Raw genomic sequence first — 17,222 nt, forward strand, 5'->3', positions numbered from 1 at the left:
ACGGGGCGGGGGGTGACGGTGATGTCGGTGTCGGCGCCCATCGCGTACCACCAGCAGATGTTGGCGACCGTGTAGCCGGGGTGGGCGCGGCGGGCGGCGTCCCAGAGTTTGTCGCCGGAGACCAGGCCGTTGTGCTGGCGCCACAGCAGCACCTCGCCCAGTTCGCGGAAGTACCAGCCGTTGCCGACGATGCCGTGCTCGGCGGGCGGAGCACCGGTGAGGAACGTGGACTGGGCGGCGCAGGTCACGGCGGGCAGGACGGTGCCCAGCGGGGCGCGGGAGCCTGACTGGCCGAGCTGCTTGAGGTGGGGCATGTGGTCCAGGAGACGGGGGGTGAGGCCGACCACGTCGAGAACGAGCAGAGGGGTCGGTCCGTCGGAGTGCGTCGGCGCGGTCATGGCAGTTCCTTCAGGCCGAGGTCGGTCAGCAGGTCGCGGGCCAGGGTGAGTTCGGCGGCGATCCCGTCGGTGAGCTGGGCGCGGGCGCGGGGCCGCAGCTCGGGCGGCAGGGCCTGCCAGGTGTAGGTCTCCACCTCCAGGTGCCGGGTGAGGGGGTGCGGGCCGCCCACCAGCCGCGCCAGCGCCGTCTTGAGGACTGCCATCGTCGAGGTCAGGGGCGCGGCGGGCGCCGCGTGCAGGGGCACGTGGAAGTGGGCCCGCCAGGGTGCACTGTCGGGCAGCGGTCCGCCGTCGGCCAGGGCCTCGTCGAGGTCGTCGGTGCCCCGCAGGCCACCGGGCCCGGTGGTGCGGGTCTGGTGGAGGAAGCGGGGCTCGGCGAAGGCCGCGAGCGCTCGCCGGACCTCGGGCCGGGAGGGCTGCTCGGCGTGCAGGGCAGCCGACAGCTGGGACTTGACGATGGGGACGCGGGCCGCGGCCAGGGCGTCCAGGGCGGTGTCCGGGTCCTCGAAGGAGGTGGCCAGGTGGCAGGTGTCGACACACACGCCGATGCGGTCATGGCCCACCGCGGTCAGCGGGGCGATGGCGTCACGGGTGGTTTCCACCACGCATCCCGGCTCCGGTTCCAGCCCGATGCGCACGGAGCGGCCGGTCAGCTCCTGAAGGGCGTCGAGGCGTTCGGCGAGGGTGGCCAGCGCGGTGCGGGCCTGGTCGGCGCGGCCATCGTCGTAGGCGGTGCGCCAGGCCAGCGGCAGCGTCGAGATCGTGCCCTCGCCGGCATCGTCGGGCAGCAGCCCCGCCAGCACCCGCGCCAGGGACGTCGTGTGCTCCAGGCGCTCCGGATCCGCCCAGTCCGGCGTGTAGACGCGGTACTTGACCTCCTGGGCACCGAAGCCCTCGTAGGGGAAGCCGTTGAGGGTGACGACCTCCAGGCCCCGCCGTTCCAGCTCCCCGCGCAGTCCCCGCAGCGCTGCCGGGTCGGTGACCAGGGCGTGCGCGGCGTCCCGGGCCAGCCACAGGCCGATGCCCAGGCGGTCGCGGCCCAGCCGGCGCCGCACCGGCTCGCAGTGCTCGCGCAGCTGGGCCAGCACCCCGTCGAGACTTTCGGCGGGATGCACGTTGGTGCAGTAGGCCAGGTGGACGGTGGAACCGTCGGGATGGCGGAAGCGCACCGTTCACGCACCTGCGGGCAGCGGCTCGGTGGCGGGGGTGCCGCGCAGGACGGAGTTGCCCTCGTGGGTGGTGGCGGTGGCCGTGGGGTCCAGGTCGAGGCGTCCGCTGAGGCCGTAGAAGGCGACGGGGTTGCGCCACAGCACCCGGTCCACGTCGTCCTCGGTGAAACCCTCGGCGAGCATCAGGTCGCCGACCCTGCGGGTCTTGAGCGGGTCGCTCCTCCCCCAGTCGGCGGCGGAGTTGACCAGGACCTTCTCCGGGCCGTACTCGCGCAGGAGGGCGACCATGCGGGCCTCGTCCATCTTGGTGTCCGGATAGACGGAGAAGCCGAGCCAGGCCCCGCTGTCCTTCGCGGCCTTGACGGTGGTCTCGTTGAGGTGGTCGACCAGCACCCGGTCCAGGGGCAGCGCGGACTCGCGCACCACCTCGAGGGTGCGGTGGAGTCCGGCGAGTTTGTCGCGGTGGGGGGTGTGCACGAGGGCGGGCAGGCCGTGGTCGGCGGCGAGCTGGAGCTGCGCCGCCAGGGCGGTGTCCTCGGCCGGGGTCATGGAGTCGTAGCCGATCTCACCGACCGCGACGACCCGGTCCTTGGCCAGGTAGCGGGGCAGCTCGTCCAGGACGGGCAGGCAGCGCGGGTCGTTCGCCTCTTTCGGGTTGAGGGCGATGGTGCAGTGGTGGGCGATGCCGTACTGGGCGGCGCGGAAGGGCTCCCAGCCCAGCAGGGCGTCGAAGTAGTCCCGGAAGGAGGCGGGCGAGGTGCGGGGCTGGCCCAGCCAGAAGGACGGCTCGACGACGGCGCGGACACCGGCCGCGTGCATGGCCTCGTAGTCGTCGGTGGTGCGGGAGGTCATGTGGATGTGCGGGTCGAAGATGCGCAAGGTCACTGCTCCTGGGTCAGGGCGAGCACGTGCGGGAGGCCGTCGGGTATCTCGCGGTGGGCGGCGGTGCGTTCGGCGGCGTGGGCGCGCAGCATGCGGGCCAGTTCCGTGTCGCCGCGGGCGCGGGTGGCGAGGTCGGCGACCTGGGTGACGGGCACGCCGGTGAACAGGCACTTCAGTACGGCGTGCCGCCACTGGTGGGCGTCGAGGTGGCGGGCGGTCCAGGGGCCGAGGGCGGCGGTGAAGAGGGTGGTGTCGTTGGTGCGCAGGGCGTCCTCGACCAGGGGCAGGCCGGTGGCGGGGTCGCAGTGCAGGGGGTGCAGGGCGAGCAGGACCGCACGGCGTTCGGGGGCCGTTCCCTGCCGGTAGAGGCGGGTGAGGACGGCGGGGTGGGGGTGGGCCGCGGTGAGCAGCAGGACGCGGGCGGCGTCCGCGTGGGCGGTGCCGCAGCGGCGGCCCGCTTCGGCGAAGTGCACCTCCCAGCGGGGGTCGTGGTCGGTGGCCGTGGCACAGGCGGCGGTCAGCCAGCGGCGTGCTTCGGCGCCGAGGCCGACGGGGAGCGGGGGTGCGGTGGGCGGGAGGGTCATCGTGTTCCTCCGGCGCGCAGGAAGGGCAGGGACTGCGCGGCCAGTTCGGGGCCGGCGTGGGAGTGGCGGGGCAGTTCGACGACGGTCAGGCCCTGGTAGCCGGTGTCGGCGAGGGCTTGGAGGACGGGCGGGAAGTCGATCTCGCCGTCGCCGAAGGGCAGGTGTTCGTGGACGCCGCGGCGCATGTCCTCGATCTGCACGTGCCGCAGCCAGGGCGCGGCCTGGCGCACGCAGTCGGCGGGCGGCAGCGGCTCCAGGCACTGGCAGTGCCCGAGGTCCAGGGTCAGGCCGAGCTGTGCGGGGTCGCCCAGCAGGTGCCGCAGGTGGTGGAAGTCGGCGAGGGTGGCCAGCAGATGGCCCGGCTCGGGCTCCACGGCCAGCGGCACGCCCGTCTCCTCGCAGGCGTCCAGGACCGGGCCGAGCGCGTCGGCCAGGCGCTTCCAGGCCGTGTCCTCGTCCGTGCCCGGCGCCGGGATGCCGCTGAAGCAGTGCACGGCGTGGGCGCCGAGGTCGGCGGCGACGCGCACGGCGCGGATGAGCAGGCGGATGCGGGCCCAGCGGGCGTCGGGGTCCGCGTCGAGGAGGGTGGGGCCGTGTTTGCGGCGCGGGTCCAGGACGTAGCGGGCGCCGGTCTCCACGGTGACGGAGAGGCCGAGCGCGTCCAGGCGCTGCGCCACCCGGCCGGTGCGGGCGGCGAGGCCGGGGGCGAGCGGGTCGAGGTGCATGTGGTCGAGGGTCAGGCCGACGCCGTCGTAGCCGAGGTCGGCCAGCAGGGTCAGGGCGTCGTCCAGACGCAGGTCGGTCAGCCCGTTGGTGCCGTAGCCCAGGCGCAGGGGGCTCATGTGGTGCTCACCTTGCGTGCCAGGCGGGCGGCGAGGGGGGCGAGTGCGGCGGTGGCCAGGGCGGTGGCGGGTGCGCCGGCCCGGGCGGCGAGGGCGGCCTGTACGGCGATGGTGGCGCGGATGCCGGCGCCGACGGCGCGCTGGGTGAGCTGGGGTGAGGGGTTGAGGGCGGCGTGGGCCAGGGGGCGGGTGAAGGTGGCGGCGTAGGAGGCGGCCAGGGCGGTGCGCAGGGCGTCGGCGGGGGCCGGGGTGGGGCGGGGGCGGCGCAGGAGGGTGGCGGTGCGGCGGCCGGTGAGGGCGGCGGTGAGGGCGGTCGCGGCGGCGAGGGCGGCCAGGGGGGCGGTGCTGGAGCCGCCTTGGGCCTCGCGGCGGGAGACGAGGGTGACGGCGAGGGTGTGGGCGGCCAGGACCGTGGCCGGGGCGAGGGCGGGGCGGGGGGTGCCGCAGGTGGCGGCGGCGCCCAGGAGCAGGTCCAGTCCCCGGGCGGCGGCCATGGCCACCGGCCCCGCGGGCGTGTGCTTGAGCCCCAGGTCGTAGGCCCACACGGTCACCGCCAGCGGCGCGGCCACCGCGAGGGCGGGCCGGCCGGCGCCGGCGGCCAGCACCAGACCCGCGCCGGTGAGGCCGCACGCCGCGCCCAGCGCGGCGGCAGGACGCACACGCCCCGAGGGCAGCGGTCGGTGCGGACGCTCCACGGCGTCCTCGCCGCGGTCCGCCCAGTCGTTCAGCGCCATGCCCGCCTCGTACAGGCACAGCGAGGAGCCGACGGCCAGCAGTGTCCGCGGCCCGGGACGCACACCGGCCGCCGCGGCGCCCGCCAGGGCGTCACCGGGGACGGTGAACAGGGCGGGCAGGCGCAGCAGTTCGGCCCAGGCGCGGGCCGGGCCGCCGGGTGTGGTGTGCGGGCGGGGCCGGGAGGGCGGGGGCGGGAGGGGGGCGGGGCGGGGGTGGGGGCGGCGGGTGCGGGCCAGGGGTGCGGTGGCGGGCCGGGGTGCGCTCACCGAGAGTGGCCCAGCCGTGCGGCGAAGGCGAGGAGGTGGGCGTACTGCTCGGTCAGGGCCGACTCGTCGCTGTCGGGGTCCTTGAAGTAGAAGCCGAGTTCGGGCCGGGGGCCGGACAGGCCCTTCTCGTGGGCGCGGGCCAGCAGCCGGGCGAGGTCGAGGACGAGGGGGGCGGCCAGGGCGGAGTCGCAGCCCTGCCAGATGGTCTGCAGGATCATGCGGGTGCCGAGGAAGCCGTCGAAGGCGACGTGGTCCCAGGCGGTCTTCCACTCCCCCAGGGCGGGCACGTCGTCGATGTGGACCTCGCCCTGGGGTGCCGCGCCGAGGGTGTCGGCCAGGACGCGTTCCTTGCCGGCGTTCTTGGCGGCGGCCGCCGCCGGGTCGGCCAGGGCGGCTCCGTCGCCGCCGCCCAGGAGGTTGGTGCCCGACCAGGCGCGTACGGCCAGGGCGCGGTGGGCGAACATCGGGCCCAGTACGGCCCGCAGCAGGGTCTGTCCGGTCTTGCCGTCGCGGCCCGCGTAGGGCAGGCCCGACACCCGTGCGGCTGGGGCGAGTTGGGGGTGGCGCAGTCCGGTGGAGGGGGTGAAGTCGGCGAAGGAGCAGCCGGCGCGCAGGGCGGCGGCCGCGTACAGGGAGCTGGCCGGCCAGGTGCCGGGGGCCGGTTCGGGTTCGGTGGAGGCGACGTTGACGACGACGGTGCGGGCGACGCCGGTGCGGCGGGCGAAGTCGCGGAGGTCGGTGGCGAAGTCGGCGATGAGTTCCTCGGGGGTGCGGGGGTCGCCGTCCACCGGGCCGCCGGGGCGGATGCGCTGGTCGGCCGCGGTCAGTTCGGCGTGCACGGCGGCGGGCAGCCAGTGCGGCAGGACGCCCTGGGCGGCCAGGTGCTCGGCGCGTTTGGGCAGGGGGGTGCCGGCGGTGTCGTGGCCGCCGAAGACGAGGGAGTCCAGGGCGGGCAGGCCGGCGGCGTGGAAGGCGTCCGTCTCGGTGACCAGGCCGGTGGGCGGGTGGAGGCCGGCGGCGACGGCGGCGCAGCCCGCCACCGCGGTGGTGGCCACCGAGCCGCGGGCTCCGATGAGCCACACGCCGGTGGCGGCACCGGCGGCTGGAGTGGTGGCGTGTGGGGTCACGAGCAGCCTCCCTGGGCGTGGGTCTGGGTGGTGGCGCGGGGGGTGTGGGGCCAGGATGCCGAGCGGGGCGGGGTGGGGGTGCGGTCCTCCGCCGGATGTCGAGCGGCCGCCGAGCCGGATCCCACCGCCCCGTCTCCTTGGGTGCCGCCGGGACCCGGGTCTCGGCGGCACGCAAGGAGGCGGGGCGTGCGTGGGCCCCGCCGGCCGTTGAGGGGCCGGCGGGGCCTTGGGGGGTGGCGTGCGCGGGGGCGCGCCCGGATCAGTAGGTCACGCGCAGCAGTTCGCCGTTGGTGCCCACGGTGTTGTTGGTGACGTACACCTTGCCGCAGCGGTCGACGGCCAGGCCGGTGGGCTGGCGCAGCCGGTCGCCGGTGGGGATCACGGAGACGGCGCCGGTGGCGGTGTCGACCTTGGACAGGGTGCCCGGCTGCGGCGGGCCGGCCAGCTGGGCGGAGCTGTAGGACAGGGCGAGCAGGTCGCCGTGGCGGTCCAGCTCCAGGTCGACCAGGTTGGTCAGTCCGGTGGCCAGGACCTGCGGCTGCTGGCCGGGGGCGATCTTCCACACGCGGGAGGCGCCCAGGCGTCCGCCGCTCATGTCCGCGATGTACACGGTGCCGTCGGCGGCCTTGGTGATGCCGGTGGGCACGGTCTCGGCGGCGCCGGTGGGCAGTTCGTTCTTGGGCAGCAGGTACTGGGTGGTGGTGGTGCCGTCGCTGTTGCCGCGTACGACGGTGTTGGCGCCGGCGTCGGTGACGAGGTAGCCGCTGCCGCTGCGCACCAGGCGCCAGGGGTTGGCGTGGACGTCGCCGCCGTCGGGGTTGAGGCGGGTCTCGTGGTCGGTGAGGTCGGCCAGGACCTTGCCGTCGCGGGTGCGGAAGACGGTGCCCAGGGTCTTGGCGCCCTCGCCGAGGGCCGCGCGGGAGTCGTTGGTGCCGCCCAGGGCGCTGGCGACGACGTAGCCGCCGAAGCGGTCGGGCAGGACGTCGCTGGGGCCGTTGGCGGAGATGGGGGCGCCCGGGGCGACGCCCTTGGCGGTGGAGGCCAGGCCGGTGGCGACGCGGCCCTTGAAGCTGCCCTTGACCTTGTAGACGGAGCCGGTGGCGCCCAGGCACGTCTGGTCCAGGGGGCAGCCGGCCAGGCCGGTGCCGGACTCGGCGACCAGCAGGGAGCCGTCGGGCAGCGCGGTGACCCCGCGCGGGTTGTTCAGCTGGGAGGCCACGACGGTCAGGACCGGCTCGGCGGCCGTGCGGGTGTGGTGGTGGCGGTGGGCCTGGGGCTGCGCCTGGACGGGGCCGGCGGTCAGCGGGACGGCGACGGCACCGGCCACGCCGGCCGCCAGGATTATCTTCGTCCAGGAACTGCGCGAGTTCGGCATTTCTCTCCTCGGTTCCATTGCTCCCCCCAATTACCTGGAGAGCGGATGCGAAATCAGCGCCACCTTAGGGCAGCCGCCTCGTTTATCGCGTCAAATGTTCCGCAGGAAAAGACGGGGGAACCTATAAACCACCGGCGTTCGAGTTTCCCTCCAGGCGGCTTCGACCTTTTTACCTATCGTGGTAGTCCGGATCCCTTCCGGCGGTTGGGACACGGTTGGGACAGACCATGCACTCCTGCAACGGAGGATTCTCATGCCCGAATTGCCGCCCCCGCACGTCGTCCGGGAAGCGGAGAGAGCGCGAGCGGATCTGCAGCGGCAGAGCCGGGAGCTGGCGCCGCCGCCGTTCGCCCTGCTGGAAATGATCATGGGAGTCATGGTCTCGCGGGCGGTGCACGTGGCCGCCGAGCTGAAGGTGGCCGAGGCGCTCGCGGAGGGGCCGCTGTCGGCCGAGGAGCTGGGCGGGCGGGTCGGCGCGGACGCGGACGCGCTCGGGCGGGTGCTGCGCCTGCTGGCGAGCAACGGGGTGTTCGCGACGCGCGCGGACGGCACGTTCGAGCTGACGCCGATGGCGGACGCGCTGCGCGCCGACCACCCGATGTCGATGCGCCCGATCGCGCTGCTGATGGGCCATCCGATCCACTGGGAGGACTGGAGCGGCTTCCCCGAGACCGTGGTCACCGGTGAGCCGGCGCTGCCGAAGCTGCGGGGCATGCACGCCTTCGAGTTCCTGACGAAGAACGCCGAGTACGGCCAGGTGTTCTTCGAGGGCATGGGCAGCATGTCCGCCTCGGAGACCGGGCCGATCGTCGCGGCCTACGACTTCTCGTCCTTCGGCACGGTGGTGGACTTCTGCGGCGGCCAGGGAGGACTGCTGGCGGGCATCCTGGCCTCCTCCCCCGGCACCAGGGGCGTGCTGTACGACCCGCGGGTGGAGGAGAACGGGTCGGCGCAGTTCCTGGCCGCGCAGGGGGTCGCCGAGCGGACCGAGCGGGTGGCCGGGGACCTGTTCGAGGTGCCGCCGGCCGGGGCGGACGCCTACGTCCTCAAGCACATCGTGCACGACTGGCCCGAGGAGCAGGCGCTGCAGATCCTGCGCAACGTGCGTGCGGCGATCAAGCCGGGCGGGCGGCTGCTGATCGCGGAGATGGTGATTCCGGAGCAGGGTGATGCGCCGCACTCCGGCAAGCTGGTCGACCTGTGGCTGATGCTGCTGGTCGGCGGCCGTGAGCGCACTCCCGGCCAGTACGCGGACCTGCTGGCGCGTGCCGGGTTCCGTCTGGAGCGCGTGGTGGAGACGGCGGCGGCGATCTCCCTGGTGGAGGCCGTGCCCGTGTGATCCGCCCCTGGTGACCGGAAGGCCCCGCCGCGGATGAGGGACCGCGGCGGGGCCTTCCCGCGTCCGCGGGGGCGGGGGGTGTCCGGCGGACGCCCGGCGCGGGGGCGGGAGCCGTCCCGTCGGACCCCGGCGCGGGGCTGTGTTGTCCGGCGCGGGGCGGGGGCTGTCCCGTGCAAGCGCGGCGCGGGGCTGTGTTGTGCGGCGGGAGTCGGGTGCGGGGGCGGGGCTGTCCGGCAAGTGGCCGGGCTGTGGCGGTCGTTGTCCGGCCGGGGTCGGCCGAGGTGGGGCCGAGGTGGGGCCGGGGTCGGCCGAGGTGGGGCCGGTCGGCCGGGATGGGCCGGTCGGCCGGGATGGGGGCATGGGGGTGCCCCCGGCGTGCCGCACACGCGCCGGGGGCAGGAGGGGGGCCGGGTCAGCGGGTGGGGCCGAACCAGCGGGTGAGGGCTTCTTCCAGGCCCTTGGGTGAGGTGCCGGCCCAGGCGACGTAGCCGTCGGGGCGGACCAGGACGGCGGTGGCGCCGGCCAGGGCGTCGGGGCCGTCGGTGGGTTTGGCCAGGACGGTGGCGACGTCGACCCGGTCGGGCCGGCCGGCCGCGGCGCGGCGTATCGCGGGGTCGTCGGCCAGGTCGAGCAGGACGCCGTGTCCCTGGTGGAGGAGGCGGGCGGGGGTGGTCTCGCCGCCGGTGCCGATCAGGGTCCGCGGCGGCATCCGGCGGCCCACCAGCGGGTGCGCCGTGCCGGTGCCCTCGCCGGTGTCGTCGCCGGTGAGGTCGTAGCGGATGTCGAGGTGGCTGACGATGCCGGCCAGGTGGCGTTTGACGTCGTCGTACCGGACGAGTTCGGCCATCAGTTCGCGCAGCGGGTCGGACTCGGGGCCGCCGAGGAAGACGATGCCCTGGGCGCGGGTGTTCATCAGCAGGCGGGCGCCGACGGGGTGGCGTTCGCCGTGGTAGGTGTCGAGCAGGGTGTCGTCGGCGTCGCCGCGGACGGCGGCGGCCAGTTTCCAGCCGAGGTTGGCCGCGTCCTGCACGCCGGTGCTCAGGCCCTGGCCGCCGGCGGGGAGGTGGATGTGGGCGGCGTCGCCGGCCAGGAAGATCCGGCCGCGCCGGTAGTGGGCGGCCTGGCGGGTGGCGTTGGTGAAGGAGCTGACCCAGCTCGCGCCGCCGTGGCTGATGTCCTCGCCGGTGATGTCCTGCCAGGCGCCGGCGACCTCCTCGAAGGTGACGGTGCGTTCGCGGTCGTGGGCGGGGCGGCCGTCGGGGCAGACGATGATGCGCCACACGCCCTCGGACAGCGGGGCGGCCATGACCATGCCGCCGTTGAGGCGTTCGCCCAGGAAGCGGGGGGTGAGTTCGACGCCGGTGATGTCCGCCAGGTACATGCCCTGGGTGGCGTCGGTGCCGGGGAAGTCGATGCCGGCGGCCCGGCGGACGCGGCTGGAGCCGCCGTCGCAGCCCACCAGGTAGGCGGCGCGCAGGGTCTGCCGGCCGCCGTCGGGGGTGCGGACGGTGATCTCGACGCCGTCGTCGCCGGGCAGGCCCTCGGTGAGGGAGACGAACTCCCAGCCGCGCCGGATGTCCGCGCCCAGTTCGCCCGCCCAGTCCTCCAGGACGGCTTCGGTGTCGCCCTGGGGGATGCCGCGGGCGCCGAAGTGGGCGTCCTCCAGGACGGTGAAGTCGAACTGGGCGCCGCCGAAGTGGCCCATGGGGCTGGTGGCGAGGGTGTCGCCCTGGCCGAAGCGGGGCAGCAGTCCGCGTTCGTCGAAGGTCTCCATGGCGCGGGCGGTGAAGCCCAGGCCGCGGGACTGGCCGGTGGGGGCGGGGAGTTTCTCGATGACGACGACGCGGGCCCCGCCCAGGCGCAGTTCGCCGGCGAGCATCAGTCCGGTGGGGCCGGCGCCGACGATGATGACGTCGGTGTCCGCCGCTGTCCCTTCCATGGTGGTTCCTTCCTGAACGGTGGGGTCGGTCGGGGTCCCGGCGGTGGTGGTGGGGGGCGGTGTGCCGGTGCCCCCGCCGGGAAGGGGGCGCGGCTCTTCAGCGGGGTGGCCCGAACCAGCGGGTGAGGGCCTCGGTGAGGCCGTCGGTGCCCGCTCCGGCCCAGGCGACGTGCCCGTCGGGGCGGACCAGGACCCGTTCGGTGCCGTGCAGGGCGCTGGTGGGGGCGGCCCGGGCGGACAGTGCGGTGACGCGGTCGGCCCAGCCGGTGGGGGCGGGCGCGGTGGGGGCGCCGGTGAGGTCGAGGAGGACTCCCCCGCCGGAGCGGACCAGGCGCGTGGTGGTGACGGTGCGCTCCGGCAGCCGCAGTTCGGTGCAGGGCAGCCGCGCTCCGAGCAGGGGGTGGGCGGGGCCGCCGACGTCGTAGCGCACGTCCAGGCCGCTGATCATGCCGGCCAGGTGGCGGCGTACGTCGTCCAGGGCGGTCAGTTCGCCCAGCAGGGTGCGCAGCGGGCCGACCTGGGGCGGGCCGAGCAGCATCAGGGCCTGGGCGCGGATGTTGGCCAGGACGCGGCGGCCGGTGGCGTGGCGTTCGCTGTGGTAGGTGTCCAGGAGGGTGTGGGGGGCTTTGCCGCGGACGACCAGGGCGAGTTTCCAGCCGAGGTTGAAGGCGTCCTGGACGCCGAGGTTGAGGGCCTGGCCGCCGATGGGCATCTGCTGGTGGGCGGCGTCGCCGGCGAACAGGACGCGGCCGTGGCGGTAGTGGGTGAGCTGGCGGGAGGCGTCGCCGAAGGCGTTGGCCCACAGGGGGGTGCCGGAGCTGATGTCCTCGCCGGTGACGCGTTTCCACACGGCGGTGATCTCCTCGAAGGAGACGTCGCCGCCGGGGCGGTGCTGGGCGGTGGAGCCGAACTCGTGGACCATCACGCGGGTCACCCCGTCGGGGCGGCGGGCGGCGATGGCCAGGCCGTGCTCCAGGCGCTGGAAGCGGCGGGCGGGCACGTCGATGCCGGCGACGTCGGCGCGCAGCAGTTCCCGGGTGGCGCTGTGGCCGGGGAAGGGGGCGCCGGTCAGGCGGCGCACGGTGCTGTCCTCGCCGTCGCAGGCGATGAGGTAGCGGCAGCGCAGGCGCAGGGGGGTGCCGTCGGGTCCGTTGGCGTGGACCTCCACCGCCTCGCCGGTGTCACGGAGGGCGGTCACCTCGTGCTTGCACTTGAGTCTGGCGCCCAGCGACAGCGCCCATTCCTGGAGGATGACCTCGGTGCGGGTCTGGGGCACCTTCCACTGGCCGGGGTGGGAGGTGGGCAGGGTCAGGTCGAGGGGCAGGCCGCCGAAGTGGCCGCGGGTTTCCTGGGGCGGGTCGCCGAACTCGGGCAGCAGGGCCCTGCTGTCGAGGATCTCCATGGTGCGGGCGTGCAGGGTGGAGGCCCGGGACTCGGTGTTGGGGGCGTGGCGTTTCTCCACGAGGACGACGCCGGCGCCGCCGTGGGCCAGTTCCCCGGCGAGCATCAGCCCGACGGGTCCGGCCCCGACGACGACGACGTCGGTGTCCAGGAGGTCCGCTGTCACGGCTCAGGCCTGCTTCTGCTCGGCGTGGGCCTTGGCGTGGGCGAGGGTGGCGCTGCTGTTGGTGGACAGGGCGCTGTGCACGTAGGCGCGGGCGTCGGCGACGGTGGCGTCGGGGCCCAGGATGCGGGCGATGTTGGCGGTGTTGAGGGTGACGGTGTGCTGGGAGGAGGCGGTGGTGCCCTGGTCGTTCTCGGTGAAGGTCCACTCGCCGGTGTGCAGGGTCATCAGGGCGGGCAGGGTGACCTGCTTGTAGGCGATCTTGTGGTGGGGGAAGACGACCCGGTAGGACTTGGTGGTGTGCACCGAGCCGTCCTTGGCGCGGGTGTCCATCTCCAGTTCCTGCAGGCCGGGGGTGTCCTCGGTGAGGCGGACCACGGCGACGTGCGGGAGCCGCTCGGACCACAGGTGGGCTTCGTTGATGAAGTCGAAGACGTCCTTGGCGGCGCCGGCGATGTGCACGGTGTCGGTGAAGGAGAAGGTGAGGTCGTCGGTGGCGGCGGCGTGCGCGGCTTCGACGTTGGTCTTGAGGGCGGCCAGTTCCTGGGTGCTGTTCTTGTCCACGGCCTGTTCGATCCACAGCAGGTCGTGGGGGTCGTCGCCCAGGGCGCTGTAGTCGTGCAGGAGGCGCACGCGGGAGGTGTCCTCGGTGAGCGCTTCGATGATCCAGGTGCCGCCCATGTGCTGGACGGGGGCGGCCGGTATCTCCTGGCGGAAGGTGATGGTGAGGTTCTTCGCGTCCAGGGTGCGGCGGGAGGTCCAGTCCTTGGGCTGTCCGTTGGCGGTGGCCCAGATGCGGATGCGTTCCTGGTCGCCGCCTGCTTCGAGGCGGTCCACGTGGATGGTGGGCGGGAAGATGCGCGGCCAGTGGGTCACGTCTGCGAGCAGTTCGTAGACCTGGGCGGCCGGGGCGCCGATCGTGGTCTCGTGCTCGACCTCACGCGTGGTCATGAGGCGTTACTCCTCGTCGGTTCGGGTGCCGGGACGGGTGGGTCAGAAGTTGCCGAGGCCGCCGCAGACGTTCAGGGCCTGGGAGGTGATGGAGGCGGCGGTGTCGGAGGCCAGGTAGCCGATGAGGCCGGCGACCTCCTGGGGGGTGGAGTAGCGGCCCAGGGGGATCTTGGCCTGGAACTTGTCGAGGATGGCTTCCTCGGAGGTGTCGTAGGCGGCGGCGTAGCCCTGGCGTACGCGCTGGGCCATGGGGGTTTCGACGTAGCCGGGGCAGACCGCGTTGACGGTGATGCCGGTGGGGGCCAGTTCGTTGCCCAGGGCCTTGGTGAAGCCGACGACGCCGTGCTTGGAGGCGGAGTAGGGGGCGCCCAGGACGACGCCCTGCTTGCCTGCGGTGGAGGCGACGTTGATGATGCGGCCGCGGTCCTTGGCGCGCAGGCCGCCGAGGGTCAGGGCGGCGCGGGTGACGCGGAAGACGCTGTTGAGGTTGGTGTCGATGACGTCGTCCCACAGGTCGTCGGCGATGTCGGCGGTGGGGCCGCCGCCGGAGCGGCCGGCGTTGTTGACGACGACGTCCAGGGTGCCGAAGCGGTCGACGGCGGCCTGGATCCAGCCGTCGACGGAGGCGGTGGAGCGGACGTCGACGACGGCGCCGTCGACGTCCAGGCCCTCGGCCTGGAGTTCCTTGACGGTGGCGGCGACGTTGTCGGCGCTGCGGGCGCCGATGAACACGCGGTGGCCCTGGCCGGCCAGGAGGCGGGCGGTGGCCAGGCCGATGCCGCTGGTGGCGCCGGTGATGACGGCGACGCGCTGGGTGGTGGTGTCGGTCATGGCGGGGCTCCTTCAGGCGGCCTGGGCGGGCGCGAGCTGGGCGTTGACGACCTCGATGAAGGTGCGGGGGGTGTTGGCCTCGCCGACGGCCTCCTCGTCCAGGGAGATGCCGTACTCGCGCTCGATGAGGCTGCCGGCCTCCAGCAGGGCGAGGGACTCGTAGCCGATGACCTCGAACTCGGTGTCGAGGATGTCGCCGTCCAGGTCCACGCCCTCGGCGACGCCGGCGGCGTCGCGCAGGGTGCGCTTGAGGTCGTCGAGGGTGAAGAGCTTGGTAGCCATGCTGGTTCCTTCCGTGGTGCGGCGTGCGGTGCGGTGGCGGGGTGGTCAGACGGCGCGGACGGCCATGGCGGAGTTGAAGCCGCCGTGTCCGCGGGCCAGGACCAGGGCGGTGCGCAGCGGGGCCGGGCGCGGCTCGCCCAGGACCAGGTCCAGGGGGTAGTCGGCGCACGGGTCGATGTGCACGGTGGGCGGGATGACGCCGTCGCGCAGGGCGAGGAAGGCGGCGGCCAGGTCCAGGGGTGCGCCGCCGGAGTAGAGGCGGCCGGTCATGGTCTTGGGCACGGTCACCGCCACGCCCCGGTCGCCGAAGACGGCGCTGATGGCGTCGGCCTCGGCGAGGTCGCCGGCCGGGTCGCCGGCGCCGTCGGCGAAGACGACGTCGATGTCGGTGGCGTCCAGGTGTGCGTCGGCCAGGGCGATCTCGATGGCCTTGCGCAGGCCGGGTTCGCGTCCGCTGCCGGGGCGGGGGTCGATGGTGGCGCCGTAGCCGGCGATCTCGCCGTAGGGGCGGGCGCCGCGGGTGCGGGCGGCGGCCGCGTCCTCGGCGATGAGGATCGCGCCGCCCTCGCCGGGCACGAAGCCGTGGGCGTCACGGTCGAAGGGCAGGTAGGCGTGGTCGGGTTCGTCGCTGGTGGAGAGCTTGCCGCCGGCGAGCTGGGCGACCCAGCCCCAGGGGCACAGGGAGGCGTCGACGGCGCCGGTGACGATGAGGGGGGTGCCCTTGCGGATCTGGCGGCGGGCCTGGGCGACGGCGTCCAGGCCGCCGGCGCCTTCGCTGACGACGACGCCGGCGGGGCCCTTCATGCCGTTGCGGATGGAGATCTGGCCGCTGTTGACGGCGTAGAACCAGGCGAAGGACTGGTAGGCGGAGACGTACTGGCTGCCCTGGCTCCACAGGGCCTGCAGTTCGCCCTGGCCGAACTCGAAGCCGCCGGCGGCCGAGGCGGTGATGACGCCCATGTCGAAGGCGGGCAGGGAGGCGGGGTCGGCTCCCGCGTCGGCCAGCGCCCAGTCGGCGGCGACCAGCGCCAGGCGGGTGACGCGGTCGGTCTGGGGCAGCAGCCGGCTGGGCAGCAGCCGTTCGGCCTCGAAGCCGTCGATCTGCCCGGCCAGGCGGGCGGGGTAGTCGGTGGGGTCGAAGCGGGTGATGCGGCCGATGGCGTGCTTGCCGCCCAGGGTCGCGGCCCAGTAGTCCTGCAGTCCCAGGCCGTTGGGCGCGGCGACGCCCAGGCCGGTCACCACCGTGGAGGCGGTCATACCAGGCTCCTTTCCGGGCTGGCGAGCACCATGGCGCTCTGGAAGCCGCCGAATCCGCTGCCGACGGTCAGGACCGCGTCGACCAGCTGGTCGCGGGCGACCAGGGGCACGTAGTCGAGGTCGCACTCGGGGTCGGCCGTGTGCAGGTTGGCGGTGGGCGGGACGACGTCGTACTCCATGGCCAGGGCCGAGGCGGCGATCTCGATGGAGCCGATGGCGCCCAGCGAGTGCCCGACCATGGACTTGATGGAGCTGACCGGGGTGCGGAAGGCGTGCTCGCCCAGGCTGCGCTTGAAGGCGGCCGTCTCGTGCCGGTCGTTCTGCTTGGTGCCCGAGCCGTGGGCGTTGACGTAGTCGATGGCCTGCGGGTTGAGGCGGGCCTCGTCCAGGGCCAGGGTGATCGCCTCGGCCATCTCCGCGCCGTCGGGGCGCAGGCCCGTCATGTGGTAGGCGTTGGAGCGGGTGGCGTAGCCGGCGATCTCGGCGTAGATGTGGGCGCCGCGCTTGCGGGCGGCCTCGAGTTCCTCCAGGACGAAGAAGGCGGTTCCCTCACCGAGGACGAAGCCGTTGCGGGTCTTGTCGAAGGGGCGGGAGGCGCACTCGGGGTCGTCGTGGCGGGGGGTGGTGGCCTTGATCGCGTCGAAGCAGGCCATGGTGATCGGGGAGATCGGCGCGTCGGAGGAGCCGGCGATGACGACGTCGGCGGAGCCCTCGCGGACCAGTTCGACGGCGTAGCCCACGGAGTCGATGCCGGAGGTGCAGCCGGTGGAGACCACGGTGCTGGGGCCCTCGGCGCCCACCGCCCAGGCGACTTCGGTGGCGAAGGAGCTGGGCACCATGTAGTCGTACAGGTGGGGGACGGCGTAGGTGTGGTCGACGGCGTCCAGGCGGCCTCCGTCGCTGACGACGCGGTACTCCTGGTCCAGGCCCATGGTGGCGCCGACCGCGCTGCCGACGGTGACGCCGACGCGGTGGGGGTCCAGGGCGGTGATGTCCAGGCCGCTGTCGGCGACCGCGCCGCGGGAGGCGACGACGGCGAACTGGGCGGCCCGGTCCAGGCGGCGGACCTCCTGGGGGCTCAGGCCGTGCGCGTAGGGGTCGAAGTCGGCCTCGGCGGCCACCCGGGAGCGGAAGGGGGCGGGGTCGAAGAAGGTGATGCCGCGGGTCGCGGTGCGCCCCGAGCTGAGCAGGTTCCAGAACTTCTCGCGGCCCACTCCGCCCGGTGCGATCACCTCGATCCCGGTGATCACGACGCGTCGCCTGCTCAACGGGAGGCCTCCCAGTCGTAGAAGCGGGTGGCCATGGCGTCGGCCGGTGAGCGCCAAGTGGCGGGGTCGTAGGCCTCGATGAACGGCTTGAGGTCCTCGCTGATGCCCACGAAGCGCGGGTCGGCCTTGGCCGCCTCGATCAGCTCGCCGCCGTTGTCCTCGTCGAAGTCCTGGAGGTGGAAGTACAGGCCCCGGTAGGAGAACAGCTGGCGGCGCCGGGTGCCCATGCGGTGCGGCATCTCGGTGGCGTCGAAGTCGGCGAACAACTTCGCCACGTCGTTGCTGGAGGCGGCCGCCATCCGGGCGACGATCAGCGTGCTGTGCATAGGGTTGGCTCCTCGGCGATGTGCGCGGAAGGGTTCTCGCAGCGGGCACGGGCACGGGCCCGGCGCGGCGGCCGGGCCGCGGCGCCG

17 protein-coding genes are annotated in these 17,222 nt (G+C 74.2%); 1 reads left to right on the forward strand and 16 read right to left on the reverse strand.

The features are described from left to right. The 8 genes from ACZ6EG_RS05190 to ACZ6EG_RS05225 form a co-directional block, all read right to left on the reverse strand. The coding region (locus ACZ6EG_RS05190) for an alkaline phosphatase family protein (protein ID WP_469601713.1) at positions 1 to 398 on the reverse strand (398 nt) is incomplete at its 3' end. Continuing rightward, entirely contained in the window at positions 395 to 1,567 is a 1,173-nt protein-coding gene (gene eboE, locus ACZ6EG_RS05195; protein ID WP_469601716.1) for a metabolite traffic protein EboE, read from the reverse strand. The genes ACZ6EG_RS05190 and eboE, both read right to left, overlap by 4 nt. Before the next feature lie 3 nt (positions 1,568 to 1,570). Next, complete coding sequence (locus tag ACZ6EG_RS05200; RefSeq protein WP_469602632.1) at positions 1,571 to 2,446, reverse strand: TatD family hydrolase; 876 nt, start codon at positions 2,444 to 2,446, stop codon at positions 1,571 to 1,573. Positions 2,447 to 2,448: 2 nt separating this feature from the next. Further along, positions 2,449 to 3,033 carry an EboA domain-containing protein gene (locus tag ACZ6EG_RS05205; RefSeq protein ID WP_391972913.1) on the reverse strand — a complete coding sequence of 195 codons (585 nt, stop codon included), beginning with the start codon at positions 3,031 to 3,033 and terminating at the stop codon, positions 2,449 to 2,451. Then, entirely contained in the window at positions 3,030 to 3,875 is an 846-nt protein-coding gene (locus ACZ6EG_RS05210) for a sugar phosphate isomerase/epimerase family protein (protein WP_469601720.1), read from the reverse strand. Before ACZ6EG_RS05210 ends, ACZ6EG_RS05205 begins: the two co-directional genes overlap by 4 nt. Further along, a complete protein-coding gene (locus ACZ6EG_RS05215) occupies positions 3,872 to 4,876 on the reverse strand; it encodes an SCO3242 family prenyltransferase (RefSeq protein ID WP_469601722.1) in 1,005 nt (334 codons plus the stop codon). The genes ACZ6EG_RS05210 and ACZ6EG_RS05215 overlap by 4 nt, the downstream gene beginning before the upstream one ends. Next, the gene (locus ACZ6EG_RS05220; RefSeq protein ID WP_469601725.1) at positions 4,873 to 6,003 is read right to left on the reverse strand and encodes an inositol-3-phosphate synthase; all 1,131 of its coding nucleotides are present in this window, start codon (positions 6,001 to 6,003) and stop codon (positions 4,873 to 4,875) included. Before ACZ6EG_RS05220 ends, ACZ6EG_RS05215 begins: the two co-directional genes overlap by 4 nt. Positions 6,004 to 6,262: 259 nt before the next feature. Continuing rightward, the gene (locus ACZ6EG_RS05225; protein WP_391972909.1) at positions 6,263 to 7,378 is read right to left on the reverse strand and encodes a ScyD/ScyE family protein; all 1,116 of its coding nucleotides are present in this window, start codon (positions 7,376 to 7,378) and stop codon (positions 6,263 to 6,265) included. Positions 7,379 to 7,631: 253 nt separating this feature from the next. On the opposite strand from ACZ6EG_RS05225, the gene ACZ6EG_RS05230 reads away from it, so the two are divergent. Next, entirely contained in the window at positions 7,632 to 8,717 is a 1,086-nt protein-coding gene (locus ACZ6EG_RS05230) for a methyltransferase (RefSeq protein ID WP_391972908.1), read from the forward strand. 412 nt (positions 8,718 to 9,129) lie between these two features. On the opposite strand, the gene ACZ6EG_RS05235 is transcribed toward ACZ6EG_RS05230, so the two are convergent. The 8 genes from ACZ6EG_RS05235 to ACZ6EG_RS05270 form a co-directional block, all read right to left on the reverse strand. Further along, a complete protein-coding gene (locus ACZ6EG_RS05235; protein WP_469601729.1) occupies positions 9,130 to 10,656 on the reverse strand; it encodes an FAD-dependent monooxygenase in 1,527 nt (508 codons plus the stop codon). A gap of 97 nt (positions 10,657 to 10,753) precedes the next feature. After that, positions 10,754 to 12,223, reverse strand: a complete 1,470-nt coding sequence (locus tag ACZ6EG_RS05240) for an FAD-dependent monooxygenase (protein WP_469601732.1) — start codon at positions 12,221 to 12,223, stop codon at positions 10,754 to 10,756. A 3-nt stretch (positions 12,224 to 12,226) separates the two neighbouring features. Next, the gene (locus ACZ6EG_RS05245; protein WP_391972905.1) at positions 12,227 to 13,171 is read right to left on the reverse strand and encodes an aromatase/cyclase; all 945 of its coding nucleotides are present in this window, start codon (positions 13,169 to 13,171) and stop codon (positions 12,227 to 12,229) included. A 42-nt stretch (positions 13,172 to 13,213) separates the two neighbouring features. Further along, the gene (gene fabG / locus ACZ6EG_RS05250) at positions 13,214 to 14,002 is read right to left on the reverse strand and encodes a 3-oxoacyl-ACP reductase FabG (RefSeq protein ID WP_391972904.1); all 789 of its coding nucleotides are present in this window, start codon (positions 14,000 to 14,002) and stop codon (positions 13,214 to 13,216) included. 12 nt (positions 14,003 to 14,014) lie between these two features. Further along, complete coding sequence (locus ACZ6EG_RS05255; protein ID WP_053125866.1) at positions 14,015 to 14,284, reverse strand: acyl carrier protein; 270 nt, start codon at positions 14,282 to 14,284, stop codon at positions 14,015 to 14,017. 45 nt (positions 14,285 to 14,329) lie between these two features. After that, positions 14,330 to 15,541: a ketosynthase chain-length factor gene (locus ACZ6EG_RS05260; protein ID WP_391972903.1), complete on the reverse strand. Its 1,212-nt coding sequence runs from the start codon at positions 15,539 to 15,541 to the stop codon at positions 14,330 to 14,332. After that, complete coding sequence (locus ACZ6EG_RS05265; protein ID WP_391972902.1) at positions 15,538 to 16,809, reverse strand: beta-ketoacyl-[acyl-carrier-protein] synthase family protein; 1,272 nt, start codon at positions 16,807 to 16,809, stop codon at positions 15,538 to 15,540. Before ACZ6EG_RS05265 ends, ACZ6EG_RS05260 begins: the two co-directional genes overlap by 4 nt. Further along, positions 16,806 to 17,135 carry a TcmI family type II polyketide cyclase gene (locus ACZ6EG_RS05270; RefSeq protein ID WP_053125873.1) on the reverse strand — a complete coding sequence of 110 codons (330 nt, stop codon included), beginning with the start codon at positions 17,133 to 17,135 and terminating at the stop codon, positions 16,806 to 16,808. Before ACZ6EG_RS05270 ends, ACZ6EG_RS05265 begins: the two co-directional genes overlap by 4 nt. Between the last annotated feature and the right edge of the window lie 87 nt (positions 17,136 to 17,222).

The organism is Streptomyces sp. NPDC041968, from assembly GCF_055589025.1.

What these genes read in the sequence shown, in the direction of transcription:
- ACZ6EG_RS05255 (WP_053125866.1), bottom strand. Translation starts at nt 14,284, where the DNA reads ATGGCTACCAAGCTCTTCACCCTCGACGACCTCAAGCGCACCCTGCGC.
- ACZ6EG_RS05205 (WP_391972913.1), bottom strand. Translation starts at nt 3,033, where the DNA reads ATGACCCTCCCGCCCACCGCACCCCCGCTCCCCGTCGGCCTCGGCGCC.
- ACZ6EG_RS05270 (WP_053125873.1), bottom strand. Translation starts at nt 17,135, where the DNA reads ATGCACAGCACGCTGATCGTCGCCCGGATGGCGGCCGCCTCCAGCAAC.
- ACZ6EG_RS05245 (WP_391972905.1), bottom strand. Translation starts at nt 13,171, where the DNA reads ATGACCACGCGTGAGGTCGAGCACGAGACCACGATCGGCGCCCCGGCC.
- ACZ6EG_RS05225 (WP_391972909.1), bottom strand. Translation starts at nt 7,378, where the DNA reads ATGCCGAACTCGCGCAGTTCCTGGACGAAGATAATCCTGGCGGCCGGC.
- fabG (WP_391972904.1), bottom strand. Translation starts at nt 14,002, where the DNA reads ATGACCGACACCACCACCCAGCGCGTCGCCGTCATCACCGGCGCCACC.
- ACZ6EG_RS05260 (WP_391972903.1), bottom strand. Translation starts at nt 15,541, where the DNA reads ATGACCGCCTCCACGGTGGTGACCGGCCTGGGCGTCGCCGCGCCCAAC.
- ACZ6EG_RS05210 (WP_469601720.1), bottom strand. Translation starts at nt 3,875, where the DNA reads ATGAGCCCCCTGCGCCTGGGCTACGGCACCAACGGGCTGACCGACCTG.
- ACZ6EG_RS05235 (WP_469601729.1), bottom strand. Translation starts at nt 10,656, where the DNA reads ATGGAAGGGACAGCGGCGGACACCGACGTCATCATCGTCGGCGCCGGC.
- ACZ6EG_RS05230 (WP_391972908.1), top strand. Translation starts at nt 7,632, where the DNA reads ATGCCCGAATTGCCGCCCCCGCACGTCGTCCGGGAAGCGGAGAGAGCG.